11 protein-coding genes are annotated in these 11882 nt (G+C 63.9%); 8 read left to right on the forward strand and 3 right to left on the reverse strand.

What is annotated here, in order from left to right; genetic code table 11:
• Positions 1–2: 2 nt before the first annotated feature.
• Both MKK04_RS14240 and MKK04_RS14245 read right to left on the reverse strand, forming a co-directional pair.
• Positions 3–1787 (reverse strand): GMC family oxidoreductase, encoded by a 1785-nt coding sequence (locus tag MKK04_RS14240; protein ID WP_207832627.1) that lies wholly within the window; start codon positions 1785–1787, stop codon positions 3–5.
• Positions 1788–1790: 3 nt separating this feature from the next.
• Positions 1791–2531 carry a gluconate 2-dehydrogenase subunit 3 family protein gene (locus tag MKK04_RS14245; protein WP_063914176.1) on the reverse strand — a complete coding sequence of 247 codons (741 nt, stop codon included), beginning with the start codon at positions 2529–2531 and terminating at the stop codon, positions 1791–1793.
• A gap of 277 nt (positions 2532–2808) precedes the next feature.
• Here MKK04_RS14245 and MKK04_RS14250 point away from each other — a divergent pair, with 277 nt between their 5' ends.
• The 8 genes from MKK04_RS14250 to MKK04_RS14285 all read left to right on the forward strand — a co-directional run bounded on the left by MKK04_RS14250 (position 2809) and on the right by MKK04_RS14285 (position 11521).
• Positions 2809–3498 (forward strand): histidine phosphatase family protein, encoded by a 690-nt coding sequence (locus tag MKK04_RS14250; protein ID WP_207832625.1) that lies wholly within the window; start codon positions 2809–2811, stop codon positions 3496–3498.
• A 2-nt stretch (positions 3499–3500) separates the two neighbouring features.
• Positions 3501–4319, forward strand: a complete 819-nt coding sequence (locus tag MKK04_RS14255) for a phosphatase PAP2 family protein (protein ID WP_207832623.1) — start codon at positions 3501–3503, stop codon at positions 4317–4319.
• A gap of 318 nt (positions 4320–4637) precedes the next feature.
• Positions 4638–5966: a hypothetical protein gene (locus tag MKK04_RS14260; RefSeq protein ID WP_207832621.1), complete on the forward strand. Its 1329-nt coding sequence runs from the start codon at positions 4638–4640 to the stop codon at positions 5964–5966.
• Positions 5967–5998: 32 nt separating this feature from the next.
• Positions 5999–8236, forward strand: coding sequence for an Ig-like domain-containing protein (locus MKK04_RS14265; protein WP_233687678.1), 2238 nt, complete (start codon positions 5999–6001; stop codon positions 8234–8236).
• Between the two features lie 15 nt (positions 8237–8251).
• On the forward strand, positions 8252–8725 hold the full coding sequence (locus MKK04_RS14270; protein WP_207832617.1) for a curlin: 474 nt from the start codon (positions 8252–8254) through the stop codon (positions 8723–8725).
• Between the two features lie 16 nt (positions 8726–8741).
• Positions 8742–10187 carry a curlin gene (locus MKK04_RS14275; protein WP_207832615.1) on the forward strand — a complete coding sequence of 482 codons (1446 nt, stop codon included), beginning with the start codon at positions 8742–8744 and terminating at the stop codon, positions 10185–10187.
• A gap of 229 nt (positions 10188–10416) precedes the next feature.
• The gene (alkB, locus tag MKK04_RS14280; RefSeq protein ID WP_207832612.1) at positions 10417–11064 is read left to right on the forward strand and encodes a DNA oxidative demethylase AlkB; all 648 of its coding nucleotides are present in this window, start codon (positions 10417–10419) and stop codon (positions 11062–11064) included.
• Between the two features lie 169 nt (positions 11065–11233).
• Entirely contained in the window at positions 11234–11521 is a 288-nt protein-coding gene (locus MKK04_RS14285) for a hypothetical protein (RefSeq protein WP_207832611.1), read from the forward strand.
• Positions 11522–11620: 99 nt separating this feature from the next.
• Here the strand turns inward: MKK04_RS14285 and MKK04_RS14290 are convergent, their stop codons facing one another.
• Entirely contained in the window at positions 11621–11881 is a 261-nt protein-coding gene (locus MKK04_RS14290) for a DUF1652 domain-containing protein (protein WP_063914185.1), read from the reverse strand.
• Position 11882: the final 1 nt, after the last annotated feature.

Here is an 11882-nt window from a genome sequence, read left to right on the forward strand (position 1 = left end):
CCTCAAGCCTGGACCAGCGGGCCAGGGTTTTTCAGGTACTGCTCGCGGATGGCGCGGGCCGACCAGTAGGTCAGCGCAGCCACCAGGCCGGTCGGGTTGTAACCCAGGCCTTGCGGAAACGCCGAAGCCCCCGGGACAAACACGTTGTGCACATCCCAGCTCTGCAGGTAGCGGTTCAATGCACTGGTTTTCGGGTCGGTGCCCATGATCGCGCCACCATTGAGGTGTGTGGTCTGGTAGCTGGCGGTGTTGAAATGGTCCTTGACCTTCTTGCCCAGCACGGCAATGGTCTTTGGGTTCATCGCCTGGGCGATCTGGCTGAGTTTGTCGACCATGAACTGGTTCATCCTGATGTCGTTTTCCTGCCAGTCGAAGGTCATGCGCAGCAGCGGCTGGCCATAGGCATCCCGGTAGGTCGGGTCAAGGTCCAGGTAGTTGCCACGGTAGGACTGGTGGGCGCCGTGTGCGTCCATCGACACCTGGTGGGTGTAGTAATCGGCGGTGGCCTTCTTCCAGGCGCTACCCCAGGCCGGTGTGCCAGGCGGAGTTGCGCCACCGGCAATCGGCCGTGTGCCGGCCTGGTTCACCCACATCGGTGAACCGCCGACGAAGCCGTGCGGGCCATGGTCGAAGTTGTCGGCATTGAAGTCATCGATGGCAATGCCGTTGCCACCGGCGCCGATGAAGTTGTTGGTGTAGGTGTCCTTGTCGAAGAACGCCTTGACCGTACCCATGTTCTGGTAGGCGAAGTTACGCCCGACCACGCCTTCATTCTTGACGGGGTCGTACGGTTTGCCGATGCCGGACAACAGCATCAGGCGCACGTTGTTGAACTGGAACGCCGCCAGGATCACCAGGTCCGCCGGCTGCTCCACTTCCCGCCCCTGCGCGTCGATGTAGGTCACACCGGTGGCCTTGCGCTTGCTGTCGTCCAGGTTCACCCGCAACACATGGGCATTGGGCCGCAATTCGAAGTTTGGCACCTGGCGCAGCGCCGGCAGGATGTTCACGTTGGGCGAGGCCTTGGAGTACATGTAGCACACGTAGCCGCTGCAGAAACCGCAGAAGTTGCACGGCCCCATCTGCGCCCCGTACGGGTTGGTGTACGGCCCGGAAGTGTTGGCCGATGGCAGGTTGTAGGGCTTGTAGCCCAGGCTGGCCGCCGCCTTTTCGAACAGCCTGGCCGACACCACGTTTTTCTGCGAAGGCAGCGGGAACGGGCTGGAACGGTCCGGCGCATAGGGGTTGCCGCCCTTCCCTTCACCCACTACCTGGCCGTTGACGGTCCAGGCCTGGCCAGAAGTACCGAAAACCTTTTCAGCGAAGTCGAAGTGCGGCTCCAGTTCTTCGTAGGTAACACCGAAGTCCTGGATAGTCATGTCTTCAGGGATGAACTTGCGCCCGTAGCGTTCTTCGTAGTGGCTGCGCATGCGCAGTTCCATCGGGTCTACCCGGAAATGCACGCCCGACCAGTGCAGGCCTGCGCCACCGACACCTTTACCCGGCAGGAAGGCACCGAGCTGGCGATTGGGCAGTGCCACGTCATTCATGCCGTGGCGGATGGTGACGGTTTCCTTCGACACGTCGACAAACAGCTTCTTGCGCACGCTGTAGGTCAGCTCGTCGATCACCTGCGGGTAGCTGCCTTCCGGGTAGGTGTCCTGCATCGGCCCCCGCTCCAGGGCCACCACCTGCAGCCCGGCCTCGGTCAGTTCCTTGGCCATGATCGCGCCGGCCCAGCCGAACCCGACGATCACCGCATCCACTTTCTTCATCACGGTCGCCATGCCTCAGGCCCTCTCGCCACGGATCGAAACAGCCGGGAACGGGTAAGGCTCGTTGCGCTCGACCCAATCCATGAAATCGGCGCGAGCGCCGGGGAAGCCGATCTGGGTCCAGCCAACCATGCCTTTGTTGCCACCATGGATCGGGTCGCAGAAGAACCCTTCACGGGTGTTCTGCACCAGCAAGCTGAAAAACACCTTGGCCGGCACGGTGTCGAAAACCAGCTCTCCAGCTTCGACCTTGCTCAGAACATGGTCTCGGGTAGCGCTATCTTGCGCAGCAAAAACTTGCCCGGAGTTGGCCTTGCACCAGCCGTCCACGGCGGCGATGCCCAGGCGGTAGATCTGCTGTGGGCTGAGTTGCAGCTGGTAACCCAGTTCAGGCGCGGCGTCGGCCTTGAACGGGCCCTGCATGTACCACTGCGCGCCGGTTGCATAGGGGGTGTTCATCTGCCGGTCGATGAATTCGGCAGCGCCGGCTTCCAGTGCGCCGGGGCCAAGCTCGTCGGCCGGGATGATGCGCGAGACGGCCGCCTGCACGAAGGCCCACTCCTCGGCAGTGAAGAAAGTCGGCTGGTACTTGCCCGCTGGCGGCGTGGCAGGCACTTTGGGTTCGTGTTGCGGGGCCGCAAGCAGCTGACCGGCGCCCACGCCAAGCCCCGCGCTGGCCACGGTGACCACAGGGATCAAGGTCAAGGTCTTGCGCAGAAAATCCCTGCGCGGGTTGTCTGGGGCATGCTCAGGCATTGCGAGTCCTCATCGGCTGTGTGCGGCCTTGAAAAGCGCCATCTGATTTTCAATGTGGGGGGGTGGTCTTGATAGGTCATCAAGAAAACAGCCGGATAATCTAGCGCGTTCAGAAATGTTTTGAAACCGGTTTCATCCTTGACTTCCCACTGCCTAAGCCACTTCCGCACTGCTGTCGGGCCAAGGCTTTTTTCACATCTGCCTCACTCTCTACCGACATCCCGCTACCTACAGTGCCGACGCTCTTGTGTGGAGCGAGCTGACTGGAGTGGCAAACATGCTGCAAGGCGTTATCGACAAATTCCCCGCCTCACGGCTTGCCCAGGTATACCGATTGCCTTGGGGCACGGCGCTATTCGCAGTCTTGTGCCTGCTGTTCATCCTTGGCGCAGCGGCAGCCTGGGCGCATACCCGCATGGCCATCCCCGACCTGGGCAACCCCCATCACCTGCAGCACAGTGGGCTCGAGGCCGCCTGGGCGAACGGCTCGGTGATTGTGGTCCTGCGCCATGCCGAACGCTGCGACCGCTCGCGCGGAGCCTGCCTGGGTGACCCAACCGGTATCACGGTCGCGGGCAGCCGGGTGGCCGCCGATGTAGGTCACGGCCTGCAACGCCTTGGCCTGGGCAAAGCCGATGTATGGGCCAGCCCGGAGGTGCGTACCCAGCAGACTGCACACGCCATGTTCGCTAAAACCATTGCCACGCAGGGCTGGCTCAAGCAGTGTGATGGCCAGTTTGCCGAGACCGCCTTTGCCCACAAGCGAATCGGCCACAACCTGGTGCTGGTCAGCCACAGCGGCTGTATGGAACAACTGGAGCGCACGCTTGACGTGCCTGGCAGCGCGCGCTCGAACGGCTATGCCAGCGCCCTGTTCATCAGCCAGGGCAGCGATGGCAAAGAGAAGCTGCTGGGCCAGATGGCTGCCAGTGAATGGCGCGAACTCGTCGACGCCAAGGAGCTCTGAACATGCCACCGCGCGCCGCTTTCTACCGCAACAACCTGCTGCTGCCTCTGTTGCTGGCCGCTACCGTGTTCATGGCATTCGACCTCACAGAGCTCGATCGCTGGATCAGCAACCTGCTACTCGACCCGGTCACTGGCCAGTTCCCGCTGTTGCACAACCAGTGGTTCGAGAAAGTCACTCACAAGTGGCCAAGGGTCCTGCCGGACTGGACCGGTGAACTGGCGGTCATCGGCAGCGTGCTTTCGTTCATCTGGCCACGCCTGGCCAACCGCCCGCAAGCGGGCCTGACACGGTTACTGGAAAATGCCCGAATCGCACCGGCCTTACGCTTTACCACCAACCACCGCCGCGACCTGCTGTTCGTGGTGGTGGCGTTCGCCCTGAGCACCACGGTGATTCACTACCTTAAAAGCCATACCAGTGTGTATTGCCCGGTGGAAACCACGCTGTATGGCGGCTCGCACGCCCGGGTCGAATGGTTCGAGAACTTCTCCTGGTGGGGCAAGGCCGGTGATGGCCGCTGCTGGCCGGGTGGCCATGCCTCCAGCGGGTTTACCTTGTTGGCGCTGTATTTCGTGGCGTTGCGTCACCGCTGGGCGCATGCCCGCAAGCTCCTGGTGGCGATTCTGCTGATCGGGTTCGTGTACGGTACTACCCGGGTGTTGCAGGGCTGGCACTACATGTCCCATACGTTCTGGGCCGGTATTTTTGTCTGGTTTACCACCTGGATAACTGCGTTGTTCTTCTATGGGCGCATCGCTTTGCAAGCACCGGAGCACAGCCCTGCGATAGGTAGTACGCGGGCTCCGGACTTCGCGTAATACCTGTGGGAGCGGCTTTAGCCGCGAACACCGGCGCAGCCGGTGCCAGGCACCGTGTCGCCTGCTTCGCGGGCACGCCCGCTGCTACAGCGACCGCGTTCACGCAAATGTCAGGATTGGGTCGACACGACCTGCCCCAGTCCCCCAACCTTGGGGGCACGGTGCCCACCGGCAAACGCCTGCAAATCCCCTTGCAAGAGAATTGGATCCCTTGCCCTGCAAGGGCTACAGCACATTTTTCCGGGTTTGGCACGCCTATTGCCGATCTCCTGCCAGACGCCCCAAGTCCATGGGCCCGTTTGCAGGAGGAAATGACTCATGCACCGACCGATACCCCACCCGCTGGCAGTGGCGATTATCGCCGGCATGCTCCAGCTCCCGGCGCAAGCTGCCTTGAATGCTGTCGATCCAGGCGCCTATGTACCCGCCAACGGTAAATTCCCCGCCTGGTACCAGGACAGTCACGGTCGCACCCTCGACCTGTGCCTGACCAAGGCGGTGAGTTCCAGGGTCGCCGGCGCGCCCGGCGCACCGTCGTACATGTGCACGTTGCTGCCCACACCCGGCGTGTTCGACGATACCCAACCCATCGCCTTCCCCGGCAACTTCCCCGATGAGGCGTTCTGGTTCACCGCCGACGCCACCATCGTCGACGCAGCGCGCGGCATCAACCTGGGCTATGGCACGGCGATAGAAGCTGCGTTCAGCTCCGGAGACCCTGTCGATGGCGACCAGGTCAGCTTCGCCCGGGTGCGTATCCGGGTCGATGTCCCTACCGCCGGCACCTATGTGATCACCCACCCCTACGGCGTCGAAGTATTCGACGTGCCAGCCGGCGGGCGGCGGGCGATCAACATGACCCGCGACATCGGCATTGGCGGCGCAGGCGACTTCACCGGCGCCCTCAAAGGCGATGTCGGGCCATTCCTGCGCAGTGTCAACGGCCCCTACACCGAGGGCAGCGAGCGCTTCATCGGCGACCCGAACCTGGAAGAACGGGTGACCGGCAGCCCGTTCAACACCAACTATGTACGCATCGAAGGCCCCGGCGGCATCGACCTGCGCACCGAGCTGTTCGCGATTTCGGGCAAGCTTTCCGAAGTGGCCCTGCCAACCCCGCTGATGCCGCAACGCAGTACCTACTCGCGGCATACCGAGAACGGCGACCTGCGCGCCCAGCAGGACATCTTCGTCATGGCCCCGCCGCCACCGGCCAGCGTCGCCCTGACCAGCCAGACTCCCAACCTGAACCTCACCGAGGCCAACGGCACTGGCACCTGGTACGCCCAGTCGGTCCTCGACCCGGCCGCCGGGACGATCCTGACGCTGACCGCCAACAACAGCGTGGCGATCCCCACCAGCAGCCCGACCACCGCCAACGTGCCACTGACCGACCTGGTCACCATTACCCAGGCCCAGTACCGCCTGTCCACCGGCGAGCTGACCCTGGTGGCCAGCACCAGCGACGAAACCACGCCGCCGGTACTCACCGCGCACACCGGCAACGGCACGCTGATCGGCAACCTGAGCGGCAACGGCGCCGTGAAGACATTGAGCACCAGCCTGTCACCCATCCCGCCGGCCAAGGTGCAGGTCACCAGTGCCAATGGCGGTAGCGACACCGAAGACGTGGTGCTGGTGCCATGAACAGACAAAGGCTCAGCCTTCAAGGAGGCAGCATGAACACTTGGTCGCGCCGTGCGCTGTTGGCCGCCGGATTCTCCCTTACCGTTACCAGCGCTGCCTTTGCCGCGCTGTCTGATGTCGACCCGGGGCCCTACACCTTCGCCACCGGTGGCTTCCCGATGTGGTACAAGGACAGCCTCGACCAGTCCCTGGAGCTGTGCCAGTCACGTGCCGTCAGTTCGCGGGCCGCAGGCGCCCCGGGTACACCGGCCTACATGTGCACCCTGCTGCCCGAACCCGGCATCTACGACGATACCTTGCCGCTGGTGTTCCCGGACAACTGGCCACCGGAAATGTTCTGGTTCCTGGCCGAGACCTCCATCCCGGCCGTGGGCAACAGCGGCTATGAACTGGAAGTTTACGTCGCTGGCGTGGAAGCAGCCTTTGCCGCCGAAAACCCGGTGGATGGAGACCAACAGAGCTTCGCCCGCATCCGTATCCGCGTGTCGGTGCCCACTGCCGGTACCTACACCATCACCCACCCCTATGGCGTAGAGACGGTCAACGTCACCACACCAGGCCGACGGGCAATCAACATCACCCGCGACATCGGCATCGGCGCGCCGGGCAACTTCCGCGGAGCACTGGCGGGGGCGATCGGCCCTTGGCTGAAGGGGGTTGGCGGGCCTTACACCGAGGTCAATCCCGACACTGGCGCCACCGAAACCTACATCGGCGACCCCAACATCACCGAAGCGGTGACGGGCAGCCCCTTCAATACCAACTTCGTGCGCATTCAAGGCCCCGCTGGCACCATCCAGACCAACGCCTTCACTGTCTCGGGCAAGGTGCTGGACCCGCGCGCACAAACACCGGTCACCCTGGAGCGCGCCACCTACTCGCGCAACGCCACCGGCACCCGTACTGAAGTATTCGCCAAGGCTCCCAGTGCAGCCAGCCTGTGCATGCGCAATGGCATCGCCCTGGTCGGCACCCCGCCTTCGCCGTGCCAGTACACCCTCACCGCCGACAACAACGGGCTGTTCTTCCACCAGCAGTTCGGCCAGGTCGCACCGCCTGCGCTGGTGGTGGTCACCGCCAGCAACAGCGCCGGCGGCACCCAGCCGACCGCGCTGTCGAGCAAGCTCACCGATGTGGTCAAGGTCAGCACCGCACGCTATGACTGGGCCAACAAGCGCCTGCTGATCGAAGCCAGTTCCAGTGACGAGGTGGCAATCCCCGACCTGCTCGCCCAGGGCTACGGTCGCCTGTCCAAGGCAGGCACGCTGCAAAGCCTGACCGTCAACGACGTGCCGCAGCCACCGGCCACCATCACGGTCAAGTCGGCGCGTGGCGGCAGCGATGTCGAACCAGTGGTCGTGGTCGGCAACGCTCCGGTCGAGGCGGCCAACCAGCCACCGCTGGCCCAGGCCGATACCGGCAGCACCAGCGTCGGTATCCCGATCACCCTCAACCTGCTACAGAACGACAGCGATCCGGACGGCAACGTGCCGCTGACCATCAGCGACCTGACCCAGCCCGGTACAGGTCTTGGCGGCGTGGTGATGAACGGCACCACCTCGGTCACCTACACCCCGCCAACCGGAGCCACACAACCGGTGGTGGCCACCTTCAGCTATCGGGCGGTGGACGCCAAAGGGCTGAAGTCGGAACCGGCAACGGTCACCATCAACGTCGCGCCCAACCGGGCACCGACCGCCAACCCGGAAACCGTCGCCACCCTGGGCGTGCCATTGACCATCAATGTGCTGGCCAACGACACCGATCCGGAAGGCAACCTGCCGCTGACGGTGCCCGCTGCCTCCCTCACCCAGCCGGCTGCCGGCCGGGGCACAGTCAGCACCAACGGCACCACGGTGACCTACACCCCACCGGCCACGGTAACCACGGCCTTCACCACCACCTTCACCTACCAGGCACGTGACTCGCTGGGGGCGCTGTCCAACCCCGGCACCGTTACTGTCAACGTGTCGCCACGGCCTGCGGCCGAAACCTTCGCGGTCACGGCAGCCACGGTCACGGCGCGCTCCAACAACCGTTACAACTGGGACATCAGCGGCACCTCGTCGGTCACCACCGGCAACACCGTGACCGTACGGGTGACCACCACGACCGGCGTGCAGACCCTTGGCACCGCCACGGTAGCGCTGACCGGTCGCTGGCGCCTGGCAGTCAGCAATAGCACCACGATCATCCCGACCGCGGCACCAACGGCGACGATCACCACCAGCCAAGGCACCACGCGCACCGTCAACGTTGTGGTGCAGTGAAGGCCGGAGGTTGCAATGAAACGCCTGTACTCCCTGCTGCTCAGCCTGGCCTTGGCAGGCCAGGCCAGTTGGGCCGAGGACCTGATGGACAATGCCGACCTCGCACCCGGCAACGACCTCGGCGAACCGGTGATCATCCGCCTGCTGCCGGCCGGTGCCGGCCAGGCTGCGGTGATCGGGCAGCAAGGCTCGGGCAACCGCGCCGCCATCGACCAGAACGGCCAGGCCCTGCTGGGCCGCATCGTCCAGGCCGGTGGTGCACAGGAAGCGTACATCCTGCAGGAAGGCAGTGACCTGATGGCCATCATCAGCCAACAGGGAAATGGCAACAGCGCGTCGATCCGCCAGAGCGGCAGCAGCAACAGCGCAGCCATCGAGCAGATCGGCAACGACAACAGCGCCAGCATCGTGCAGTCCGGCACAGGCCTCAACAGCTCCGTGACCCAGGCCGGCAGTGGCCAGCATGTTCAGATCACCCAATACCGATAGACCTGGAGGCACCACCATGTACAAGCTCGCTCCGTTAAGTGCCGCTATCGTCCTGGCCCTTGCAGGTCAGGCCATGGCTGCTGACAGTACCTCGTCCCAGACCCAGGACGGCAAGGAAAACATCGCCGAAGTCAGCCAGACCCTGGCACCCTACGCCTCGGCCACCCAGACCCAGACCGGCAAGGGCCACAACCACATGGCGGTGCAGGCCGAAAGCACCAGCGATATCCGGCAGAGCGCCACCGGCCAGTACAACGCCGGCTACGCCGAGCAACTGTTCGAGAACGGCAGCCATATCACCCAGCACGCCGGCGGCAGCTACAACGATGCCTTCGCCAGCCAGTCGCTGGGCCTGGGCAACGAATCGCTGCAAACCCAGCAAGGCGCCGAGAACACCTCGACCGTGTGGCAGGACAGCCAGGAAGGCAGCAAGGCCACCACCTGGCAATCCGGCCAGCGTAACGAAGCCTTCATCGAGCAGACCTTTGGTGGCAGCAACAACCGCAGCAGCATCAACCAGACCGGCCAGGACAACTATGCCGCCGCAGAGCACCTGAACCACGTCGATGGCGATATCCAGATCTACCAGGATGGCCAGGGCAACTGGGCGTATGGCGACCAGCGTGACGGCACCGGCGGCACCATCGGCATTGGCCAGTACGGTGGCGGCAACTCGGTGGAAGTGTGGCAGGACACCCAGACCGGCAGCCAGGCATTCGTGACCCAGTCCGGCCAGATGAACGAAGGCTATATCGACCAGAGCTTCGGCATGAACAACAAGGTCAGCCTGTCACAACAGGGCACGGCCAACGCCAGCTGGTCGGACCAGTTCGAGACTAACAACTCGACCACTACCATCACCCAGACCGGTAGCAACAACCTGCATTTCACCTACCAGAACGGTGAAAACCTCAATTTGACCATCAACACCAAGGGCAATGGCAACAGCATCACCGCCAGCAACTGGAAAGGCGCCAAGATGGGCGGCCAGTTCGGTACCAACCACAACGCCACCATCAACCAGGACGGCAATGGCAACGGCGTCAACCTGACCCAGAACGGTGACAACCAGCTGGCCACGCTGACCCAGAAAGGCACCGGCAACCAGATGGAGACCAAACAGTCCGAGATGAACAACGAGCTGTACTTCGAGCAGAACGGCACTGACAACCTCCTGATCGCCGACCAGCGTGGCACCGACAACTATGCCTACGGCAACAGCCAGGGCAAGGACAACGTCATCAACCTGGACCAGTCCGGCTACAGCAACCAGAGCTACACCAACCAGCTGTACGGTAGCGGCAACGAAGCCACCATCAAGCAGGCTGACAGCTACAACATGGCCTATGTGACCCAGGGAGGCCAGGGCAACAAAGCGTACGTCGACCAGAGCGGTGTCAACCAGACCGCAACCATCAGCCAGCTGGGCAGCACGAACCTGGCCACTGTGACCCAGCAGTAGATCGCTCCCCCCTTGAACCGCGGTGCTCCTCTCCCTGGTGCCGCGGTTCCTTTTTATTCTCGTCAGAACTTCTTTTTCTTGCCGACCTGTTCGCGGGCACGCCCGCTCCCACAGGTACTCCACTGCCGTCAAAGCCTGTGCAAACCTGGTGGGAGCGGGCGTGCCCGCGAATTAGGCCAAGCCTGCCAAGGGCATTACAATGGACCCCACCCAACCCGATACAAAGCCCATGATCCAGTCCGACCTCGACCTGTTCGGCCCCCAGCCGCAACGCCTGGCCAGCCACACCGTGCTGCTGCCCGGCTTCGCCCTGACCGATATCGAGGCGCTGCTCGACGCCCTGCGTCCGGTGCTGCGTGCCGCGCCGTTCCGGCACATGCACACCCCGGGCGGCCTGCGCATGGCGGTCGGCCTGACCAACTGCGGCACCCTGGGTTGGGTCAGTGATGAACACGGCTACCGCTACAGCCCCTGCGACCCGCTCAGCGGCAAACCGTGGCCTGCCCTGCCCCCAGTGTTGCTCGACCTGGCCGCCCGCGCCGCGGCCATGGCCGGGTTCGACGATTTCGTGCCGGACGCCTGCCTGGTCAACCATTACCTGCCGGGTACCCGCCTGAGCCTGCACCAGGACCGCGACGAGCAGGACTTCGGCCAGCCGATCGTGTCCGTGTCGCTGGGGCTTCCGGCGGTGTTCCTGTTCGGTGGCCTGCAGCGCGTCGACAAGACCCGGCGCATCCCGCTGAGCCATGGCGATGTGTTGGTCTGGGGTGGCGAAGACCGCTTGCGCTTTCACGGCGTGCTGCCGATCAAGCCTGGCGTGCATCCGCGCCTGGGCGAGCGGCGGATCAACCTGACCTTGCGCAAGGCCGGTGGCTGAATCGGCCCCGCGCTCCGTCACCCGGCGCAAACAGGATGAACGCACATGAAACACGTTGAACATCTTGGCCAGGCAAGCTTCAAACGATAAGCCACGCCCTCTTCAGCCTGGAGCCCAGCATGCCCTGCAAGCCCTGTTCCCCGACCCTACACAGCGGAGCCGCGCGCCTATGAAAATGCCCTGCCGCGCGCCCAATGCCTCGCTGCAACTCGATTACGTACGCGACACCCTGTTCGGCCCGGTGGCGCAGAGCGTGGTGTGCCAATGCCAGCTCGCCGCCCTCAACCTGCAAGGCCGGCCGGGGCTGCGCCTGCACATCTGCCCGCCGTTGCCTGACAAGGTTGACCGTGCCCACAGCGTGGCCTTTGTCTGGGACGGGCGCAGCTACCACGGTGTGGTCCGCGACCAGGGAAAATGCGGTGATGGCGGCCTGAACCTGCTGCTGGAGCTGCAGTGAGGCGATCAGCGAGTGTGCCTGAGCATGGGCAGTGCCGCACAACTGGCGGATAGATGCGCCCGGCCAGCCTGTGGGCTGAGCAGGGCGCGGTGGGCGTGCTCAGGCAATCGCCTTGAGCGGCGCCGGGTGGCTGTCACGCAGCGCGTGCAGCTGCCCGACCAGGTTGACCAGGTCACGGCAACTGTTGAGGCTTTGCAGCGGAACCCCGCTCAGGGTCACGCCCTCATCGAGACTCTGGCCCTGACCCAGGCGGATGGTCAGGTTGGCGCCGTCCGGGCAGCTGACTTCACAACGGTCGGGCAGGCAGGCCTGCTCGATCATCTGCCGCATTTCTAGCATCGAAACTCCTATCAACGACATG

It is taken from the genome of Pseudomonas sp. LS.1a (genome assembly GCF_022533585.1).
Lineage (GTDB): Bacteria > Pseudomonadota > Gammaproteobacteria > Pseudomonadales > Pseudomonadaceae > Aquipseudomonas.

Excerpts from the sequence above, each read along its gene's own strand:
- MKK04_RS14240 (WP_207832627.1), bottom strand. The coding sequence starts at position 1,787 with ATGGCGACCGTGATGAAGAAAGTGGATGCGGTGATCGTCGGGTTCGGC.
- MKK04_RS14245 (WP_063914176.1), bottom strand. The coding sequence starts at position 2,531 with ATGCCTGAGCATGCCCCAGACAACCCGCGCAGGGATTTTCTGCGCAAG.
- MKK04_RS14250 (WP_207832625.1), top strand. The coding sequence starts at position 2,809 with ATGCTGCAAGGCGTTATCGACAAATTCCCCGCCTCACGGCTTGCCCAG.
- MKK04_RS14255 (WP_207832623.1), top strand. The coding sequence starts at position 3,501 with ATGCCACCGCGCGCCGCTTTCTACCGCAACAACCTGCTGCTGCCTCTG.
- MKK04_RS14260 (WP_207832621.1), top strand. The coding sequence starts at position 4,638 with ATGCACCGACCGATACCCCACCCGCTGGCAGTGGCGATTATCGCCGGC.
- MKK04_RS14265 (WP_233687678.1), top strand. The coding sequence starts at position 5,999 with ATGAACACTTGGTCGCGCCGTGCGCTGTTGGCCGCCGGATTCTCCCTT.
- MKK04_RS14270 (WP_207832617.1), top strand. The coding sequence starts at position 8,252 with ATGAAACGCCTGTACTCCCTGCTGCTCAGCCTGGCCTTGGCAGGCCAG.
- MKK04_RS14275 (WP_207832615.1), top strand. The coding sequence starts at position 8,742 with ATGTACAAGCTCGCTCCGTTAAGTGCCGCTATCGTCCTGGCCCTTGCA.
- alkB (WP_207832612.1), top strand. The coding sequence starts at position 10,417 with ATGATCCAGTCCGACCTCGACCTGTTCGGCCCCCAGCCGCAACGCCTG.
- MKK04_RS14285 (WP_207832611.1), top strand. The coding sequence starts at position 11,234 with ATGAAAATGCCCTGCCGCGCGCCCAATGCCTCGCTGCAACTCGATTAC.
- MKK04_RS14290 (WP_063914185.1), bottom strand. The coding sequence starts at position 11,881 with ATGTCGTTGATAGGAGTTTCGATGCTAGAAATGCGGCAGATGATCGAG.